This is a genomic window from Catenulispora pinistramenti (assembly GCF_018274385.1).
Classification (GTDB): domain Bacteria; phylum Actinomycetota; class Actinomycetes; order Streptomycetales; family Catenulisporaceae; genus Catenulispora; species Catenulispora pinistramenti.
Genome location: NZ_JAAFYZ010000213.1, coordinates 1 through 19415, shown reverse-complemented (window position 1 = coordinate 19415; position 19415 = coordinate 1). Strand labels below are relative to the sequence as shown.

At 70.1% G+C, this 19415-nt stretch carries 17 protein-coding genes and 1 pseudogene; 8 read left to right on the top strand and 10 right to left on the bottom strand.

Going from position 1 to position 19415, the window contains the following annotated elements; all coding sequences use genetic code 11:
- Positions 1-1197 (bottom strand): aminotransferase class V-fold PLP-dependent enzyme (locus KGQ19_RS38865; RefSeq protein WP_230420115.1); only part of this gene is annotated, 1197 nt, incomplete at its 3' end.
- Between the two features lie 20 nt (positions 1198-1217).
- Here KGQ19_RS38865 and KGQ19_RS38860 point away from each other — a divergent pair.
- The 3 genes from KGQ19_RS38860 (at position 1218) to KGQ19_RS38850 (ending at position 4192) form a co-directional block, all read left to right on the top strand.
- A complete protein-coding gene (locus KGQ19_RS38860) occupies positions 1218-2519 on the top strand; it encodes an epoxide hydrolase family protein (protein ID WP_212018799.1) in 1302 nt (433 codons plus the stop codon).
- Between the two features lie 269 nt (positions 2520-2788).
- Positions 2789-3238, top strand: coding sequence for a GVDTG sorting domain-containing protein (locus tag KGQ19_RS38855; protein WP_212018797.1), 450 nt, complete (start codon positions 2789-2791; stop codon positions 3236-3238).
- Between the two features lie 195 nt (positions 3239-3433).
- Positions 3434-4192, top strand: coding sequence for a class F sortase (locus tag KGQ19_RS38850; protein WP_212018795.1), 759 nt, complete (start codon positions 3434-3436; stop codon positions 4190-4192).
- A 19-nt stretch (positions 4193-4211) separates the two neighbouring features.
- On the opposite strand, the gene KGQ19_RS38845 is transcribed toward KGQ19_RS38850, so the two are convergent.
- The 3 genes from KGQ19_RS38845 to KGQ19_RS38835 form a co-directional block, all read right to left on the bottom strand.
- A complete protein-coding gene (locus KGQ19_RS38845; RefSeq protein WP_212018793.1) occupies positions 4212-4748 on the bottom strand; it encodes an AAA family ATPase in 537 nt (178 codons plus the stop codon).
- A gap of 148 nt (positions 4749-4896) precedes the next feature.
- Entirely contained in the window at positions 4897-5811 is a 915-nt protein-coding gene (locus KGQ19_RS38840; RefSeq protein WP_212018791.1) for a DNA-3-methyladenine glycosylase family protein, read from the bottom strand.
- A gap of 127 nt (positions 5812-5938) precedes the next feature.
- Complete coding sequence (locus KGQ19_RS38835; protein ID WP_212018789.1) at positions 5939-6670, bottom strand: SDR family NAD(P)-dependent oxidoreductase; 732 nt, start codon at positions 6668-6670, stop codon at positions 5939-5941.
- Positions 6671-6765: 95 nt separating this feature from the next.
- Here KGQ19_RS38835 and KGQ19_RS38830 point away from each other — a divergent pair, with 95 nt between their 5' ends.
- Together KGQ19_RS38830 and KGQ19_RS38825 are read left to right on the top strand one after the other, a co-directional pair.
- Positions 6766-7614, top strand: coding sequence for a LysR family transcriptional regulator (locus tag KGQ19_RS38830; RefSeq protein ID WP_212018787.1), 849 nt, complete (start codon positions 6766-6768; stop codon positions 7612-7614).
- Positions 7615-7687: 73 nt separating this feature from the next.
- Complete coding sequence (locus tag KGQ19_RS38825) at positions 7688-8800, top strand: Rv2578c family radical SAM protein (protein ID WP_212018785.1); 1113 nt, start codon at positions 7688-7690, stop codon at positions 8798-8800.
- Between the two features lie 102 nt (positions 8801-8902).
- Here KGQ19_RS38825 and KGQ19_RS38820 read toward each other — a convergent pair whose 3' ends face one another.
- Both KGQ19_RS38820 and KGQ19_RS38815 read right to left on the bottom strand, forming a co-directional pair.
- A complete protein-coding gene (locus tag KGQ19_RS38820; protein WP_212018782.1) occupies positions 8903-10048 on the bottom strand; it encodes a peptidoglycan recognition protein family protein in 1146 nt (381 codons plus the stop codon).
- Positions 10049-10489: 441 nt separating this feature from the next.
- Positions 10490-10870: pseudogene (locus KGQ19_RS38815) on the bottom strand (DUF5997 family protein); the annotation flags it as partial.
- An 82-nt stretch (positions 10871-10952) separates the two neighbouring features.
- Between KGQ19_RS38815 and KGQ19_RS38810 the strand changes: the two are divergent.
- Complete coding sequence (locus tag KGQ19_RS38810) at positions 10953-11765, top strand: LysR family substrate-binding domain-containing protein (protein ID WP_212018780.1); 813 nt, start codon at positions 10953-10955, stop codon at positions 11763-11765.
- A 73-nt stretch (positions 11766-11838) separates the two neighbouring features.
- Here KGQ19_RS38810 and KGQ19_RS38805 read toward each other — a convergent pair whose 3' ends face one another.
- On the bottom strand, positions 11839-12813 hold the full coding sequence (locus KGQ19_RS38805) for an RICIN domain-containing protein (protein ID WP_212018777.1): 975 nt from the start codon (positions 12811-12813) through the stop codon (positions 11839-11841).
- Between the two features lie 257 nt (positions 12814-13070).
- Here KGQ19_RS38805 and KGQ19_RS38800 point away from each other — a divergent pair, with 257 nt between their 5' ends.
- A complete protein-coding gene (locus KGQ19_RS38800) occupies positions 13071-13301 on the top strand; it encodes a hypothetical protein (RefSeq protein WP_212018775.1) in 231 nt (76 codons plus the stop codon).
- 362 nt (positions 13302-13663) lie between these two features.
- Here KGQ19_RS38800 and KGQ19_RS38795 read toward each other — a convergent pair whose 3' ends face one another.
- From KGQ19_RS38795 to KGQ19_RS38785, 3 genes are all read right to left on the bottom strand, one after another.
- Positions 13664-15178: an MFS transporter gene (locus KGQ19_RS38795; protein WP_230420112.1), complete on the bottom strand. Its 1515-nt coding sequence runs from the start codon at positions 15176-15178 to the stop codon at positions 13664-13666.
- 191 nt (positions 15179-15369) lie between these two features.
- Positions 15370-15951: a TetR/AcrR family transcriptional regulator gene (locus KGQ19_RS38790; protein ID WP_212018773.1), complete on the bottom strand. Its 582-nt coding sequence runs from the start codon at positions 15949-15951 to the stop codon at positions 15370-15372.
- A 1979-nt stretch (positions 15952-17930) separates the two neighbouring features.
- Positions 17931-18494 carry a hypothetical protein gene (locus tag KGQ19_RS38785; RefSeq protein ID WP_212018771.1) on the bottom strand — a complete coding sequence of 188 codons (564 nt, stop codon included), beginning with the start codon at positions 18492-18494 and terminating at the stop codon, positions 17931-17933.
- Between the two features lie 259 nt (positions 18495-18753).
- On the opposite strand from KGQ19_RS38785, the gene KGQ19_RS38780 reads away from it, so the two are divergent.
- Positions 18754-19415: glycoside hydrolase family 3 protein (locus KGQ19_RS38780; protein ID WP_212018769.1), on the top strand; the 662-nt coding region annotated here is incomplete at its 3' end.

Below are 19415 nucleotides of genomic sequence, written 5' to 3'. Positions count from 1 at the left end.
CCCCCGCGCCGGCCGCGCCCCCGCCGCCACCTCGGCAACCACCCCGACCGCCGCATCCATCTGCGCCTCCCCCACAAAGTAGTGCGGCGAAGCCCGCACCAGCTCCGTGAGCCCCCGCCGATCCATGTCGTAGAACGTCGAGGAGCGCCGCGTGATGCTCACCGCGATGTCTTGGGCGGCGAGCGCCGCCTGCACCTCGCCGGCCTCGGCCCCCTCGACGCTGAACGTGACCAGCCCGCATTTGCGCGTGCCGAGATCGTGGACCGTCACCCCGTCGACCTCGCCCAGCGCCGCCCGCAAGTACGCGCCGCGCCGCGTCACCGCCTCCTCGACCGCGTCGACTCCCAGGTCCAGCAAGTACCGCGCCGCGGCGATGAGCCCGAGCCGGGTGGCCGTGTCGTTCTCCCAGAGCTCATACACCCGCGCGTCGTCGCGCAGCGCGTAGCTGTCGGCGCCGGTCCAGGTGCCGCCCTGCAGGTCGGCGAGTTTCGGTCGCAGCACGGCCTTGGCCCGGTCCCGCACGACGAGGAACCCGGTGCCGCGCGGCCCGCGCAGCCACTTGCGCCCGGTCCCGGTCAGCACGTCGACGTCCAGTGCCTCGGCGTCCACCGCCAGCTGCCCCACGGCCTGGCAGGCGTCGAGTAGCACCAGCGCCCCGACCGAATGTGCGGCGTCGCTGATCCGCCGCACGTCGGCGGCGACGACGCCGCCGTTGGTGGGCACCTGGACCACCGACACCGCCTTGACCCGCTCGTCGAGCACCGCGGCCAGGGCGTCGGGGGCGAAGCTGCCGTCGCCGTCGCTGGGCACCACCTCCACCGACGCGCCGACCGCGCGGGCGCGCATCAGCAGCGGGATCGCGTTGCCGCCGTACTCCAGCTCCCCGACCAGGATGCGGTCCCCGGCGGTGAGGGGCACGGCCTCGAACGCGGCGAGCCAGGAGCGGGTCGCGCTGTCGGTGAACGCGACCTGGTCGGGCCGGCACCCGAGCAGCTCGGCGAAGACGCCGTAACCGGCCTCCAGGTCGGCGGCCCGCTCGTCCAGCGCCTCGTAGCCGCCGATCTCGGCCTCGCGCCGCAGGTGCGCGATCACCGTCTCGAGCACCGGGGTCGGCGGCAGCGAACTCCCGGCGCTGTTCAGGAAGACCCGCCGCGCCGCCCCCGGTGTGTCCGCCGACACCCTCGCCATATCGATCATGGGCTTGAGATTATCGTTCCATGCCGACGCCCGACGAGTCCCTGCGTCCCTTCCGTATCGAGACCCCCGAATCAGACCTCGATGACCTCCGCTCCCGCCTGGATCGCACCCGCTGGCCCGACGAGTTGCCGGGCGTCGGCTGGTCGTACGGCGTCCCCCGCGACTACCTCCAGGACCTGGCCCGCTATTGGCGCCACGAATACGACTGGCGCGCGGCCGAGGCACGCCTGAACCGGTGGCCGCAGTACCTCACGACGATCGACGGCACGACGGTCCACTTCGCGCACCTCCGCTCCCCCGAGCCGGACGCCACCCCTTTGATCATCACCCACGGCTGGCCCGGCTCGATCGCCGAGTTCGAGCACATCGCGGGCCCGCTGACCGACCCGCGCGCGTACGGCGCCGACCCGGCTGACGCCTTCCACCTGGTCCTGCCGAGCATCCCCGGCTTCGGCTTCTCCGGCCCGACGCGCGATCCCGGCTGGGACCACCTGCGGGTGGCGCGCGCCTTCGCGGAGCTGATGCGCCGCCTGGGTTATGAGCGCTACGGCGCGCAAGGCGGCGACTGGGGTTCGGCGATCTCGCGGGAGTTGGGCCGCCTGTTCCCGGAGCAGGTTTTCGGGGTGCATCTGAACCTGATCCCGGGTGCGGCGGCCTCGGCGGAGCCCACGCCGGAGGAACTGGCCGCGTTGAGTCCGGCGGAGCAGGCGCGGACGATCGCCTCGTGGGAGCGGACCGAGGCCTGGCTGCGGGAGAAGCAGGGCTACGCCGACCTGCAGTCCACCCGCCCGCAGACGCTGTCCTACGCGCTGACCGATTCCCCGGTCGGGCAGCTCGCGTGGATCGCCGAGAAGTTCAGGGAGTGGACCGATTCCCGCGGTCGTGCGGGGGACGAGGTCGAGGTCGAGCACGAGGTCGAGGGCACGGTTCGCGGCACCGCCGGCGACGTCGTCGATCACGGCGCCACCGCCGGCGACGTCATCGACCGCGACCACCTGCTGACCAACGTGATGCTGTACTGGCTCACCGGAACCGCCGGCTCGTCCGCCCGCATCTACTACGAACGCGCTCACGCGCCGTACTGGGGCTCGCCGCCGGAGCCGTCACGGACGCCCACCGGGCTGGCGTGCTTCCCGGCGGAGAATTTCATCGTTCTGCGACACCGTGCCGAGCGCAGTGAGCGCCTGGTCCGGTGGACCGAGTTCGACCGGGGCGGGCACTTCGCCGCGATGGAGGTGCCTGACCTGCTGGTCGGGGACATCCGGGGCTTCTTCCGGCAGCTGCGGAGGGGTGAGGCGGGGTCCGTGCCGACAGGGCTCTGATGGGGGCCGGGGGCGTCGCTTCTCAGGCTAATGTCAGGTCCCTCTCAGGTCAGTCTCACCCGTTCGGGCGCCGGAATAGCAGAACCTGAAGATCCCCTTAACTGGCCGTGTGACCTGGGGTTTCCCGAGGCCGGATCCGCTCATCCACGAGTTCGATCATCAGACTTCGCGCATCATTCGTTCCGATAGCGGCTATTGCCTGTTTCGTGACACGGGGATCCAGCAGCGGCGCACCAGGTGCCGCGGACCGTGGACGAAAGGGCTTCAAGATGCGCTCTATCAAGACCACCGTGACCGCCGCCGCCGTGCTGACCGCGGGCTTCGTGATGACCGCCCCGGCGGCCCACGCCGCCGCCGCGCCGCACCGCAGCGCCTGCGCGACCGCGGTGGCCGCCGCTGTCTCGGCGGAGCACGACCTCAACGCCGCCATCGCGGACCTGAAGAAGCAGTGGGCCGCGGGCGGCCACCCCGGCATCGCCGAGGAGCAGAACGCCGAGAACCTCAAGGCCAAGGCCAACACCGCGGCCACCGCCGCCGCCCGGGCGTGCCAGGGCATGCGCAACCCGCACCGCAACCCGCACGGCGTGGTGCACACCGGCGTGGGCAGCACCAGCCAGGGCGTCAACACCACCGAGATCGCCGGCGGCGTGGGCATCCTGGGCGCGGTCGGCGCCGGCGCGCTGATGCTGCGCCGCCGTCGCGCGGGCAGCGAGAGCTGAGGCTGAGCCTCAGCTTTCAGCACCATCTAGGTCGAGCGCGCCCCGGGGATTTTTCGGGGCGCGCTAAGACCGGCGAGCAGTGGCCGGGAAATCAGTCTCCGGAGATCAGTGCCCGGAGATCAGTGCCCGGAGATCGATGAGCAGGGATTGCTCCAGCTACGGGACCAAGACCAAGACCTCTGCGAGAGACACGGCATGAAGCGTTTGGTTGGCGGTAAGAAGAGCGGCGCCGGGAACGAGAAGCCGCAGCGCGCGATCTCAGCGCGCGGCGTCCTGACAGCCTCAGCGATCTCGCTGGGACTGTGCGTCGGACTGGTGATGGTGGCCAACGGCCTGCACACCCCCACCCCGCCACCCCAGCCAACGGCCGCACAAGGCTTCCAGAAGCCCGCAGCCCCAGCGCCAGCCCCGGCCGCAGCGGCCGCACCGGCGTTCGACATCAGCAAGCTCCAATCGCTGAGCCTGCCCCCGATCCTCGGCCCCGCCACCCCGACCCGGGTCCGCATCCCGTCGATCAACGTCAACGCCCCGCTGACCTCCCTCTCCCTCAACTCCTCAGGCCAGCTCAACGCCCCACCAGAGCAGAACCGCAACCTCGCGGGCTGGTACGGCAACGGCGCGACCCCCGGCGAGATCGGCACCGCCGTCATCGCCGGCCACGTCGACAACAACCAGGGCCCCGCCGTCTTCTACAGCCTCGGCGCCCTGAAGCCGGGCGCGGAGGTGGACGTCGACCGCACAGACGGCACGACAGCGGTCTTCACGGTCGACGCGGTCGAGGCATACGACGCCCGCGCCTTCCCGAGCGACAAGGTCTACGACGACGCGGCGCGCGCCGAGCTGCGGGTCATCACCTGCGGCGCGGGGTTCGACAAGCGGACCTATCAGTACATGGGGAACGTGGTCGTGTTCGCGCATCTGACGGCGGCGCGGGGGCAGGGGACCGGGCAGTAGGCGGGAGCGGCCGGCCTTGCTAGTCGCTCAAGCTGGGTTGCAAAGGGCGCGCGGCATCAAGCAGTCCGGTCTCGGCGAGGATGCGCTCGATGGTGTCCCGCTCCGTGCTCTCCGGACCGATGACGCGATCGGTCCCGCCGGCCAGCACATCGCCCGCGGCATACCAGCCGCGCATGTCCTCGACACTCCAGTCCCCGTGGTTCGGCTTGGTGAAGTGGCGCTCGACGGTCACGTCGAAGGGGATGTCGAAGTAGTACGAGTACGCGGCACCGGCGTGGTCGGCGAGCAGCGCGTCGAGCATGGCGCCGTACCGCTCGGTGTGCATGATGCCCTCCACGACGCATGGCACGCCCCGCGCCAGGATGTGCCGGGCCATGGAGTCGATGAGCCCGATGTTCACCGCGTCGGCCAGATCGCGCTCGCGGAGGATCTCGCGACGCACGACGTCCTGCCGGACGATTGCCAGTCCTCGTCCATAGCGCTCGCGCAGCGCGGTGGCAGTGCGGCTCTTGCCGGATCCGGAAGGGCCGCGCAGGACGATCAGGAGACTGGGCATGGTCGACAAGGGTAGCGGGGAGGCCGGTTCCACGCCGGTTCGTAGCCCGCCCGCGCTCTCAGCACCATGACCAGCCCCCAGACAGCCGCGCACCCTCACCGCCTCCCCTCACTGCATCCCCTCACCACATATCCCCCACCGCGTCCCCTCACCGCAGCGGCCGATTCCTGGGCGCACGAGGAGCCCGACGCGGCGCCGCCCCGGGCGTGAGTTCCAGCAGCCTGATCACGCGGTACCGATGCGGGCGCCACTGCTCGTAGAAAGCTTCGACCTCGTCGTCGGCCAGCGGGCGGCCGAGCAGCGCGATGCCGGTCGTGCGGCCTAGGTGGTAGTCCCCGAGTGGTAACGCGTCGGCGTCGCCGAGGGCCCGGTGGCCGACTTGGGCGGCGGTCCAGGTGCCGATGCCGGGCAGGGCCGCCATGAGGCGGTAGGCCGCGTGCGGGTCGCCGGCGGTCTGGTCCAGGCGCTCGGCGTGGCGCGCGGTCTGCACGATGGTGCGTGAGCGCTGCAAGTCGATGCCGGCTTGGCGCCAGTCCCAGCTCGGAACCTGAGCCCACGCCTCCGGCGACGGGGGCACGCGCATCCCGGCCGGGGTCGGCCCCGGCGCCGGCTCGCCGATCGACTTCACCAGGCGGGTCCAGCCCGCGAAGGCGTCCACGCCCACGACGCGCTGCTCGATGATCGCCGGGACGATCGCCTCGAACAGCCGCCCGGTGCCCGGGACCCGCAGGCCGACCAGGCGGCGTTGGGCCCGGCGCAGCAGCGGTTGCTCAGGATGGAACTGCTCGGGACGGTCGCGGGCGCCGAGTTCGTCGCGGACGCCGTCGGCCAGTTCGGCGGCGCCGGGTCCCCACGCGTCGATGAGCAGATCGTCCAGGCGCTGCTGGCGGATGCGGTAGGTGACCAGGCCGGTGGCGGTGCGCGCGGTGCGCCAGATGGTCCCGTCCGGCTCGACCCGGTGCGTGGGGTCGCGCTGCCCGTGGCGCAGGCTGCCCAGGGTGAGCCGGGCGTCCACGGGGAAGGCCGGCTGCCAGTGCACGGAGTGGTCCGGGGGCTGTTCCATGACCTCGTGGGTCCCTCGGCTGGGCGGTGCTCTCGGAACGTGTTCTCAGGACGTGTTCTTTCCTACCGCTTTTGACGCGAGAACACCGCTGTTCGGCACCACGAGGGTGACGCAAGTGCGCCGTGCATTACCAGGGCACTACGCCGGCGTCGTCGAAGAACTGTCCGGTCGGGCCGTCGTCGGGCAGGGTCGCGAGCTTGATGGCGATCGCCGCGCCCTGCTCGGGGGTGCGCACGCCGCGGAAGCCGTTCAGGTCGGTCGCGACGTAACCGGGGCAGCCGACGTTGATCAGGATGTTCGTGCCGCTCAGCTCCCGGACGTACTGGAGGGTGACGGCGTTCAGGAACGTCTTCGACGGCGCGTAGGCCGCGGACACCGGACCCGCCGTCTGCTCGGCATCGGGTCCTGACTGCCGGGTGAGGGAGCCGACGCTGCTGGACATGTTCACGATCCGTGGTGCTGCCGAGCGGCGCAGCAGCGGCAGCATCGCGTTGGTGACGCGGACGACGCCGATCACGTTGGTCTCCACGACCGTCCGGATGGTGGCCGGGTCGACGCCGGTGGGTTCCTGCGGCATGCCGCCGGTGATGGCGGCGTTGTTGACGAGCACGTCGAGACGTCCGGCCTGTTCCTCGATCAGCTGTGCGGCGGCGGTCGCGCTCGCGTCGTCGCTCACGTCCAGCGGTACGCCGAACGCCTGGACGCCGGCCGCGCGCAGTTTCTCCACCGCGGCGTTGCGGCGCTGTTCGTCCCGGGCGCCGACGCCGATGCTCCAGCCGAGTGCCCCGAGACCCGCGGCGATCTCATAGCCGATTCCCTTGTTGGCGCCGGTGACCAGCGCAATCGTTCGTTCACTCATGGGAACCATGCTGCTCTCGGGCCCCGACCGGGGTCCAACACCGATCGGGTGGTCAACGATACCTTCCAGGTATTGATCCGGGATACCGTGGCGGTATGGAGACCCGGGAACTGCGGTACTTCGTCGCCGTCGCTGAAGAGCTGCACTTCGGGCGCGCCGCGCTGCGGCTCGGGATCGCGCAGCCGCCTCTGTCGCGGGCGATCCAGCAGCTCGAACGCCGGCTCGGGGCGGCGCTGCTGGATCGGACCAGCCGCACCGTCACACTGACAGAAGCCGGCTCGGTGCTGCTGGTCGAAGGCCGAGCGGCCCTGGACGCGGTCGACGCCGCCGAGCATCGGACCCGCCGCGCCGCCCTTTCCGCGACCGGCCGTCCCGGTCTGGTCCTGGCCACGAAAGCCAGCACGTCCAGGGAACTGCTGGCGAAGCTGCTCGACGCGTATGCCGCCGAACCCGGCGCGGTCCCCGTCGAGGTCATCCTGTGCGGCCCGGCCGAACAGGCCCCCCTGCTGCGCGAGGGCCGGGCCGACGTGGCACTGCTGCACCGGCCGTTCGACTCCACGGCCGGGTTCGACACCGAAGAGCTCAGCACGGAAGGCCAGGTCGTGGTCCTGCCGGCCGGGCATCCGCTCACCGCCCGCGCCCACGTGCACATGGCCGACATCACCTGCCTGCCAGGCCTGCCTCTGCCACGCTGGCCCGAGCCCGACGGCACCTACCGCCCCGGCCCCGGCCCACAGGTCCGCGACCACTCCCAGTTGCTGCAGCTCGTCGCGCTCGGCCGTGCCTGCGCGGTCTCACCGGAGTCCTGCCGAGCCCAACTGCACGATGACCTGGCCGCCGTGCCCGTGCTGGACGCGCCGAGAGTCACCACCGTGATCGCCTGGCCAGCGCACAGCCGGTCCAGGGCCGTCGCCGACCTTGTCCGGACTGCGATACGCCTCTAGTAGTTCTAGCGGTTCCAACATGCTGGCACCCCGCCTCTCGTCACAATCGAACATCCGTTCTATAGTGATCGCCATGAGATGGTCCGGCCAGCTGATCAGCGGAAACACCGACGCGGCGGAGGCGAGCGCCTCGAACCCCACCCAACCCGGGCTGTTCGCGGCGTCGGAGACCGTCGTCCGGACCTTCGACACGCCGGGCTTCCGGGGCGCCACGTTCTACGAGGTCCACGCGAAGTCGGTACTGAACAAGGTGCCGGGGTCCTCGCCGATGTTCGGCTGGACCATCAACCCCTATCGCGGGTGCGGGCACCGGTGCGTCTACTGCTTCGCCCGGCAGACGCACACGTACCTGGACTTCGACGCCGGGCTCGATTTCGACACGCGCATCGTCGTCAAGGTGAACGCGTCCGAGGTGCTGCGGCGGGAGTTGGCGCGGCCGTCGTGGCGGCGGGAGTCGGTGGCGATGGGGACGAATGTCGACTGCTATCAGCGGGCCGAGGGGCGCTACCGGCTGATGCCGGGGATCATCGAGGCGCTGGCCGGGTCAGGGACGCCCTTCTCCATCCTGACCAAGGGGACGCTGATGTTGCGTGACCTGCCGTTGCTGGAGGCCGCCGCGCGGGATGTGCCGGTGCAGTTGGCGATGTCCATCGGGTCCCTGGATGAGAGCGTATGGCGGACCGTGGAGCCCGGGACGCCGAGCCCCGCGCGCCGTCTCGACGCGGTCCGCACGCTCGCCGACTCCGGGCTGGGCTGCTCGGTGCTGATGGCGCCGATCCTGCCGTTCCTGACCGACTCGCCCGAGCAGCTGCGGGCGACGGTCGCGGCGATCGCCGATGCCGGCGCACGGTCCGTCACACCGATCGTGTTGCACCTACGCACCGGCGCGCGGGAGTGGTATTACGAGTGGCTGCAGGCGACGTATCCGCGCCTAGTCCCCCGCTACCGCGCGCTCTACCGGGACGGCGCCTACGCACCGTCGTGGTATCAGGACCGGATCACATCCGCAGTACGCGAATACGCGAAGGCGTATGGGCTGGTGCGGCCCAAGGCACCGGCCGGGACCGGAACCGGCTCCGGAGTCGGCCCCATCGAAGAACCCAACTTCCGCAAGGTCGGAAACCCCACAGCGCGGGCTGCGGAAACCCAGCCCGCGCTGTGGGAAGAAGATGAGAACGAGAACTAGGGAACAAGACAGCAGGCGAAACAAGAAGAACTCAATCCGAGCTGATCACCGGCTACACCTCTCCGCCGTCAGCCCCCCGACCGTTGTGCGAAGCAGTCGCGCCTACGCGAACTCGTCCGCGACGATCCCACCGACCGTCGCGCACCACGTGTCGGTGTCGACCTTGCCGGTCGGCTCCAGCCAGTGCAGACGCTGCATGTCCTGCACCGCCTTGTGCGTGTCGTGGTCGAAGTCACCGCTCTGGGTGAGCGTGTAGCCCTTGTTCACCAGGATCGACTGCAACGCCTGGACCGCGTTCCCGCTGTCTCCCTGCCGCAGCGGCACGCCCAGCGCCTCCCACGTGGGGTCGGTGACCGTGCCGTCGGAGGCCACGATGACGCCGAGCTTGCCCTGCAGGTCCTGGATCGCCGCGACGGTGGCCGCGTCGAAGCCGTCCGTGGTGGTCACGGCGTAGCCCTGGTTCATCAGCAGCCACTGCACGACGCGCACCACCGGGCCGGCGTTGCCGTCGTAGACGTCGGGCCAGGTGCGGTCCGGGAAGTCGGTCTGGCCCAGGCACTGCGCGACATTGCGGCGCAGGGTCGGGAACTCGCGGTAGAAGGCGCGGCCGGGGCAGTCGGTGTCGTTGTAGTCCCAGTGCCCGAAGATGTGGTTCGCGGTGAGGCCGTACTGCCGGCAGATGGCGATGCACAGGTGAGTCAGGGACTGGAACTGGACTTCGGGCGGGGTCTCGGTGAAGTAGGTGCCCTCGTTCTCGATGCCGATGCCCTGCGAGTTCTCGCCGATGCAGTGCGCGCCCTGGACCTGCTCCGTGCCGGCGGTCAGGGCCTCCAGGCTGCGGTGCCGGCCTTCCAGGACGTAGCCGCCGCGACTGACTGTGAAGTGCTGACCGGTGTCGATCCAGCCGTTGTGGTCCATGTGCAGGTTCTGGCACTGCTGCGCCAGCCGGATGGCCTGGGCCCGGGAGTAGTCCGTGACGTTCGGGAACTCCATGTGGTGCACGATGATCTTGCGCGTGGTCCCGACCTGCATCAGCACCGGGGACGACGGCGGCCGGGCACCCCAGTCGGCGCAGTCGATGACGAACGACAGGTCGGCGCCGCCGGCGTTGGCAGAGGCGTTGGCGTTGGCAGAGGCGGAGGCGGGCGCGGCGAGCTGGGGCAGCAGCCCCAGTCCGGCAGCGGCGGTGGCGCCGACGCCGGCGCGCAGGGCGGTACGGCGGCTGACGGAGCGGTCGAGATGCGGCATGGAAGTCCTCTCGGGCGTGTGGGGTGCACGGGAGCAACGGCGAGCGGATGGCGCTGAAACCACATGATCCCTAGCGCTGATTCGCGGAGAGATGTGGATTGTTTTCTACTCTCGGCAGTTCCTGTTGTCTAGGGGGAGCCCGGCGATCGGTACGACAGTTCACTGACACAGCACGGACTGAGCGCGGACTAAGCGCCGGCTCAGTGCGGGCTCAGCGCGGTCTGAGCACGCGAAAGCCGCACGCACTCCTTCGGGAGCGCGTGCGGCCTGGTGGGTGAATCAGAGGGCTGGGGGCGAGGCTCAGCGCCCCCGCCGCGTCCCGCCGGCCTTGCCATTCGCGGCGCGGCCATTCGCCGGCCGGCCATTCGCGGGCCGGCCATTCGCGGGCCGGCCATTCGCCCGCTGAGGCGCCGCAGCCGCCGCGGCCTTCGCCTCGGCCGCCTTCTTGTCCTTGGCCTGCTTGTCCTTCACCCGAACCGCCTCGCGCCGCACCTCGGCCTGGATGGCCCGCTCGGTCCGCAGCCACTCCGGCTGGTCGGCCTTCAGCTCCTCGATCTGCGCCGTGGTCAGCGCCTCTTCGACGCCGCCGCGCGTCAGCCCGGAGATGGAGATGCCGAGCTTGGTGGCGACCACCGGACGGGGGTGCGGTCCGTCCCGCCGCAGGTCACGCAGCCACTGCGGCGGGTCGGCCTGGAGCGCGTCGAGCTCGTCCCGGGAGACGACCCCCTCTTGGAACTCGGCGGGGGTGGCCTGGAGGTATACGCCCAGCTTCTTAGCCGCGGTCGCGGGCTTCATCGTCTGGGGGGACTTCTGCGACGTCATGGGCCCAACCCTACCGAGCCGCGCGGGTACGCCCCGCCGCCGAGGCCCGTGGGCACCGGCTCGGGCCGGATACCCTGACCAGGTGACAGGCACGCAATCGTCCCCAGCCCCGACCTTCCGCCTCGCCTACGTCCCCGGCGCGACCCCCGCCAAGTGGGTGCGCACCTGGGCCGAGCGGCTGCCCGAGGTCCCGCTGGAGCTGGTGGCGGTGCCGGTCGCGGCCGCGCACGAGACGCTGACCGGCGGGGAGGCGGACGCCGGTCTGGTCCGGCTGCCGGTGGATCGAGATGTGCTCAACGCCATCCCGCTCTACGCCGAGACCACGGTGGTCGTGGTGCCGAAGGACCACGAGGTGACGGCCGCCGAGGAGGTCTCGGTCGGGGAACTCGGCGAGTACATCGTGCTGCACCCGCTGGACGACTGTCTGGAGTGGGACAGCCTGCCCGGCCAGCCGGCCGTCTCCCGCCCGGAGACCACGGCCGACGCGATCGAGCTGGTCGCCGCCGGGATCGGCGTGTTGCTGGTGCCGCAGTCGCTGGCGCGGCTGCACCATCGCAAGGATCTTACGTACCGGACGGTGACGGACGCGCCGCAGTCGCAGATCGCGCTGTCGTGGGCGGGTGAGACCAGCGATCTGGTGGAGGAGTTCATCGGGATCGTGCGGGGGCGGACGGTGAACAGCTCGCGGGGGCGTGCGGCGCAGGCGGCGGGTGGTGAGGCGAAGCCGAAACGCACTGCTGAGGCGGGCAAAGCCGGAGGCGCGAGCAGCAAGAACAAGAGTGGGGGCGGAAGCAAGAGCGGGAGCGGCAGCAGCGGCGCGAAGGCGCGGTCCGGCGGCACCGGCAAAGCTGCCTCCGGCCGCCGCCAAACCCCTAAGCCTCGGCGCCGCAAGTAGCATCCGCCGCTCAGCTCAGCTCAGCTCGGCTCAGCTCGGCTCCGGCCGCAAGGCTCCGCTCCGGCCACTCACCTCAGTTCCACATCTGGAACCCGTCGCTCACGTTGCACGTCCACTGCCGAATCGGCGCACCGTTGGCGTGATTCGTCCCGTCGGCGTCCAGACACGTCCCCGCGTGGTTGTTCCGCACCAGCGCCTGGGCCTGGCCGTCGGTGTTCATCCGGCCGCTGCCGAGGAACCAGAACTGCTGGCTGCCGTCGGAGGCCTCGCAGGTCCACTGGACGACCGGCTGCGCGGTGCCGGCCTTGGTCTCGCCCCAGTCCAGGCACGTGCCCGTACCGACGTTGCGCAGGATCGGCAGCGCTCCGACGTCGGAGACGACCGTCCACTGCTGGTAGTGGTCGCCGCTGTCGCACGCCCACTGCCAGACCGGCGCGCCGTCGGCGTGGTCGGCGCGGTCGGCGGCCAAGCAGGTGCCGCCCGCGGAGCTGCCCAGCTGGAAGCTGAAGCCGCCGGAGATCGCGGCCCGGGCGTCGCTGACGTACTTCTTCCACGCGCCGTTGGTGAAGGTGCTCCAGGGCGACCAGTCGGTGCCGTGGTCGGAGACGTTCCACGCGGCGTCGGCGTTGCACTGGATCTGGAAGGCGCAGGCGTTGGAGACCTCCGAGTGGTAGACGCTGTTCATCTGCCACAGTCCGCGATCCTGCGAGCCGCCCGAGTTGTGGTTCGTCGCGCCCGGGTCACAGCTGGACTCCGCCATGGCGACCGAGATCGCGACGATGATCAGCGGCTCCTGGCCCAGCGAGGTGCCGACCGTCTGGTTGAAGGAGAAGCCGGCCTTGGCCGCGACCTTGGCGCACAGGAGCGTCGAGGCCGGCACCGTGGCGCGGGACAGGCCGAGGGTGTGCGGCGACCGGTGCGCGCCGCCGTCGGCGAGGCGCGCGACGGCCTGGGCCGGGCCGCCCGAGGTCAGGACCAGGCCAAGGCCGAGGCTGAGGCTGAGACCGAGCAGCGCCGCCAGGCCACCGCACATTCGGGAAACGCGCAAGTTCCACCTGCTCTTCTCCGGGACCCGGGCCCGACCGGTATGACGAACCACTGAATGAGAGTTCTGATATCAAGTCTATGGTTCGGACCCCGGGAAATCGGGTGAGGCCGCGGTGGTGGCGCGGCCGTGGCTCGGACGCGGGCCGGGGTGGCTCAGCCGTGGGCCGGCGGACGCGTACCGCCAGATGGCCGCTCGGGGAACAGCGCGCGGACCGGGGTGCACAGTGCGGCCGGGCGTGGTGTGCTGGAGACGAGGCGGTGATCGCGATGGTGTACGTCGTCTACTTGCAGGGCGGCCCCGAGCCACGCGGGGTGCGCACGGACAACCGCGTCGTGACCACGACCGAGGCGGTGCCGGAGATGAGGGTGCCGTGCGAGGGCGGGGTGGGGCTGTGGCGCTACGCCGACGAGCACATGACGATCGGCACCGGGCAGGCCGCGGTCTTCGAGTTCGTGCGGATGGAGGAAGAGGACCCGCCGCCGGAATAGCGAGACGCGAGACCGAGACGCAAGGCCGAGACGCAGCACAACGGCCCGGGTCCGAGCGGGATTTCCCGCTCGGACCCGGGCCGTCGGCCGACCGAAAGGCTCAGCCGGGCTCGGCGGGCCCGGTTCGAGCTCGGGCCGGGCACGACTCGGGCTCGGACTCGGACTCAGCAGCCCGAGCCCGAGCCCAAACCCGCTCCGCCCAAGCTCGGCGAGCTCACGGTCGGCCGAGAACCAGCCCAGAACCAGTCCAGGACCGGCTCAGGAGACCAGCTCACAGCCAGCTCAGGAGACCGACCAGCTCACAGCCGGCTCAGGAGACCGACCAGCTCACAGCCGGCTCAGGAGACCAGCTCACAGCCAGCTCAGCCCATGTGGACCGCGCCGCCGGCCGGCAAGTCGTCCTTACGCGCCTTGACCAGCACCGCGACCACCAGCGTGGCCGCCCCGAGGATGACCGCGCTCCAGATGAACGCCGTCACGTAGCCGTGCACCGCGGCGTGCGCCGTGAGCGCCGCCTGGTTCGTGGCGTGCGCGGCGTGCGAGGTGAAGTAGTTCGTCGTCGCGGTGGTCGCGAAGGTCACCAGCATCGCCGTGCCCAGCGCGCCGCCGATCTGCTGCGTGGTGTTCACCAGCGCCGAGGCGACGCCCGCGTCGTGGTCGGCGACGCCGATCAGCGAGGTGGAGGACAGCGGCACGAAGAACAGCCCGATGCCGAAGGCCATCACCAGTTCCGGCGGCACCACGTGGGTGGTGTAGGAGGTGCCGACGCCGATCTGGGTGAACAGGATCATGCCGACGGTGGCCAGCCCGAACCCGACGACCATCAGCATCCGCGGGCCGATGCGGGGCAGGAACCGGGTCGCGACGCCCGCGCCGGCGATCACGCCGAAGGTGAAGGGCAGGAACGCGAAGCCGGACTTCAGCGCCGAGTACCCCATGATCTGCTGCATGTAGTAGGTCAGGAAGATGAAGACGCCGAACATGCCCACGCCCATCAGCAGCGAGCTGAGGAACGAGCCGCCGCGGTTGCGGTCCAGGATGACGCGCATCGGCAGCAGCGGGTGCGTGGTGCGCACCTCGATGACCAGGAACGCGATCAGCAGCAGGACGCCGGCGGCGAGCAGGCTCAGGGTGGTGGAGGAGCTCCAGCCGTCGGTGTTGGCCTTGTTGAAGCCGTAGACCAGCGCGGCCAGGCCGGCCATGGAGGTCAGCGCGCCGGGGATGTCGTACTTGGTGTTGCCCTCGGCCTTGCTCTCGGTCAGCTCCCGGGTGGCGAAGAACGCGGCGATCGCCGCGATCGGCACGTTCACCAGCAGCGTCCAGCGCCACGAGGCGTACTCGGTGAGCACCCCGCCCATGATCAGGCCGATCGCGGTGCCGCCGCCGGCGATGGCGCCGTAGACGCCGAACGCCCGGGCGCGTTCCTTCTCCTCGGTGAAGGTGACGGTCAGCAGCGACAGGGCCGCCGGGGCCATCAGCGCGCCGAACGCGCCTTGCAGGGCGCGGGCGCCGTAGAGCATGGCCTGGGTGGTCGCGGCGCCGCCGAGTGCGGAGGCGGCGGCGAAGCCGATCAGGCCGATGATGAAGGCCCGCTTGCGGCCGGTGTAGTCGGCGACCCGGCCGCCGAGCAGCAGCATGGAGCCGAAGGCCAGGGCGTAGGCGGTGATCACCCACTGCTTGTTCACGTCGGAGATGTGCAGGGCGCGCTGCATGGTCGGCAGCGCGATGTTCACGATGGTGCCGTCCAGCACGATCATCAGCTGGGCCACGGCGATCACGACCAGGGCCCACCAGCGGCGCGGGTTGAGCGCCGAGCCTTCTACGTCGGCGCCCGCACCGGCACCGGCCGGCGACAAGCTTTCTGTGGTGATTGACATGCGCTTCTTCTCGCTTTCGACGGGCAGCCGTTTCCGGCAGCACTCGATCGACGCGCGGCCCCCTCGAGTCGCGCGAGCCTGTGTTGCTATGGGTCGCTAAAGGTTGCTAAGGGTTGCTATGACGTTTCTTCGAGGACGGTCCGGGCTTCGTCGGTGAAGCCCGGAGTCCGCCCGTGGCTGGTCCGGCGTGCCTAACGGCTGCGGACCATCAGAGGAATGAGGATGTCGTCGGTCAGATGTGCCAGGAAGTCGTCGTCGACGGACTCGCCGTTGACGAAGATCCTCATGAACAGGACCGCCGGAGCGACTTCGGGGACGACGTTCGGGTCGGTGTCGGCCGGCAGTTCGCCCCGGGCGATCGCCCGGTCCAGCATCTGCCGGTTGATCTGCTGCTTGTCCTCGACCATCGAGGACCGCACAGCGGCGGCCAGGTCCGCGTCCTTCTGCAGCGCGGCCAACAGCCCGGCCATGAGCTGGCCGAGGTCCCCGGTCAGCAGGTCGCGGATCCCGGACAGCGTGGCGAGCAGGTCGCCGCGCAGGGATCCGGTGTCGGTGTTCTTGGCCAGATCGGCCTGCTCGTAGCACTGGATGGCATCCACCACCAGCTCGGCTTTGCCGGGCCAGTGCCGGTAGAGGGTCGCCTTGCTGGCCTTGGCCCGGGACGCGACGGCATCCAGCCGCAGCGCCTCGTAGCCGGTCTCGGCCAGCAGGTCCAACGTCGCGCCGAGGATGGCCTGCTCCCGCTCGGGGTCGAGCTTGGGCCCGGCTTCCATGGCCGCTCCTTTCCGCGAAGCGTGGAGACTGCGAAGTGTACGAAACTGTTTCGTACAGTAGCACGGTGCGGCGGCGAAACGAAACTGTTTCGTACAGTGGGTGGCCGAGGGCTGGGTGAGCTTCGCCACAGTGGCGGTGAGCTGGGGCGCGAGCGCGCGGCCGGGGTGGCGCGAGCGCGCGCGCGGACGTGGCGCGGGCCGGAGGGATCGGCGCGCGGCCGAGCGGCGGTTAGTGCGGTATCAGGCAACGTTTGCCCTGGTGATGACTTGGCCTGGGCGGAGGTTGTTGTCGGCGTGGCGGTTTCACTGGATTGCTGGCGGGATGAGGTAGTGCGGTAGAGGGTCGGTTTGGGGTGTTCGGGTTCGGGTCTTCTTTGGGGGGTTGCAGTTTGCTGGCCGAGTTGCGGTTGAGGTGTGGGTTTCAAAGCTTTTTACGCCTTCGGTCATAGTTGTGCCGGTTCGGGGTTCGGAGCGGCGGGTGTGTTTGTCGGCTGCCGGTTCCCGCGTTCACAACCCCGCCCCACCTCAGGCCTCTTCAACACCAGCAAGTCAGAGCACGGGGCACAGGCCAGATCAAGAGCAAGATCAACGGCACAGGCAAGATCAACAGCAAGATCAAAGTCAAGAGCTGTGATGAAGGGCCGGGCCTCCGGCGGGCCTCGACAACCTCAGGGAAACTAGCGCCAGTCCATCGGGTGGCCGGGTCAGTCTCAGCGGCGGCGGTTTGTGAGGTGGTGCGGTCCGTTCCCCTCGGTCGCGTCGTCAGCCCGGGGGGTACAGCACCGGTGTCCGGGGGTAAAGTCCGCGCGCGGCGGACATGCAGGTGGGCGGCGGTTTCGTACGGCGCGAACTTGACCCCCGGCCACCGGCACTGTAGGCGAAGCCCTGCCGACGCGACCGAGGGGAACGAACCGAAAACCGACCGGAAGAATGGCAATCGAAGGGACCGACAACGCGGGTCGGCGATGCGGCTGCCGGTGAGGGTGCGGCGGCGGGCCGGTGGTCAGATGGTCGAGAGCATGCCCGGGTGCGGTGCGGGACACTGCGCCCACAACAACCAATCGCCAGTTGCTGATATCCCGGCAAGCCTTGCTGCCCGCAGCATCGGCGTTGGCGGCCAGGTCAATCCGCTACCCGCTATCCGCCGGTGTTCATCTTGATAGTCGGGCCGATCCGGCGCCCGCCAACCAGGGATGCGCACACCGGCACTGGCGCGTTGGCCAGCACCTTGACCGGCGGCCGAACTCGCCTGGCCGCCGGTACCGAACCACTGGGCTTTGCCATTCTTCCGGCTGGTTTTCGGTTCGTTCCCCTCGGTCGCGTCGGCAGGGCTTCGCCTACAGTGCCGGTGGCCGGGGGTCAAGTTCGCGCTATCAAAAACCGCAGGTCAAATGCTCGACCGCCGCGCGCGGACTTTACCCCCGGACACCGGTGCTGTACCCCCCGGGCTGACGACGCGACCGAGGGGAACGGACCGCACCACCTCAGGAACCGCCGCCGCTGAGACTCACCCGGCCACCCGAGGGAACCGCGCTAGTTTCCCTGAGGTTGCCGAGGCCCGCCGGAGGCCCGGCCCTTCATCACAGCTTTTGATCTTGCTGTTGATCTGGCCTGTGCCGTTGATCTTGCCTTTGTCCTTGCCCTCACTTGCTGGAGTTGAAGAGGCCTGAGGTGCGGCGGGGTTGTGAACGCGAAAACCGGCAGCCGACAAACACACCCACCACCACGAACCCCGAACCGGCACAACTATGACCGAAGGCCGTAAAGAGCTTTATAACCACAACCCAACCGCAACCCGGCTCGCAAACCCTAGCTCCAGCAAGAAGATCCGATCCCCGAACCACCCCAGTTGCAAGACTTGCCGCACCGCGCACCGCGCATCGCCGAGCCCGAGGCACTAGCGTTCGCGGTTCTCAGCGTTTTGTGGTTCGTGGTTCGTGGTTCGTGATTCATCGTTCTCAGCGTCCGCGCTGCGGCGCTCAGAGCGCGCGAGCCCCAGACCGTTCCGACAGCACCGACAGCAGCGCCCCGGCCGGCGTCCAGAACGCGGCGCTGGCGCCCGGCGGCACAAGCCAGTGCAGCCACCCGCGCCAGGGCAACAGCGGTGGCAGGGTGGCTGTCGAGCCGGGGCCCCCGACGCGCACGCCGAGGGCCCCGCCTAATCGGCCGGCCCAGTCGCGCAGGGCGGCGGTCTCGGCGTGGCCGGCCTCGGCGGCCTCCCGGGTCCGGTCCTGGTCGTGGAGTGCGGCGGCCCGTAAGCCGACCTCGGTTGCCGGTCCCATCCGGGCGGCCCGCGGCCCGGCCGCCAGGTCCGGGCCGTGGGCCGGTTCCAGCAGGAATCCCACCCGCATCACGGATTTGCGCGAGTCGGCGACGACGGGACCGAGCCGCACTCTCCTGGCCCGCAGCGCCGACAGCGCCGCATGGCCGACGGCCGCCGGCATGCTTACCAGGTCGAAGGCCTGTCCCACCGCGATCGTCAGCGGTTGGGCGGGGTCGGTGTACAGACCCCGCAACTCAGCCCGGCCGTTCTCGGTCACCATCGTCGCCTCCCTCGCGCGGGGCCCCAGTGCTAAGACCCCTCGCATTAGAGACGGGGTTCGGGAGATTTCATTACGCGGGTTTGGCGAAAAATCTTCGGGCAGTTCTAGAACGGCGGCTCAACCACCCGGATGCGCGGGTGAGGCGGGTAAGGGTTGCGTTCGCACGCCTGCGCCGGATGATCAGCGGTGATGCCCGTGGTGTGCCCGGCCGGTCCGGGGTGCCCCTGGTGTCGCTGAAATGTTCGAAGGGAACCGGGTCATGGACACCAAGGCGCTGGTCGAGCTAGTCGGACGCCTGACGCTGGAACAGAAGGTCGCGCTGCTGACCGGGGAGGACTTCTGGTCGCTGCGCGCGGTTCCGGAGATCGGCCTGCGCAAGCTGCTGGTGTCGGACGGTCCGGCCGGGGTGCGCGGGACCACGTGGGACGAGCGCGACCCGTCGTTGTTGTTCCCGAACCCGACTGCGCTCGCGGCCTTGTGGGACCCGGGGCAGGTGCGGCGTGCCGGGGCGCTGATGGGAGCGCAGGCGCGCGACAAGGGCGTCGCCTGGCATCTGGCACCGAACGTCAATCTGCACCGGAGCCCGTTGGGCGGCCGGCATTTCGAGTGCTATTCCGAGGACCCGGTGCTGACCGCCAAGACCGCGGCGGCTTTCGTTGAGGGCGTTCAGAGCACGGGCGTCGCCTCGACCGTCAAGCACTTCGTCGGCAACGAGTCCGAGACCGAGCGGATGACCTACGACGCGGTGATCGATGAAGCGACGTTGCGCGAGGTGTACCTGCCGCCGTTCGAGGCCGCGGTGCGGGCCGGTGTGTGGTCGGTGATGGCCGCGTACAACTCCGTGGACGGCGTCAGCATGACGGACAATGGGCCGCTGATCACCGGCGTGCTGAAGGACGGCGACGGCGACGGGGCCGGGGT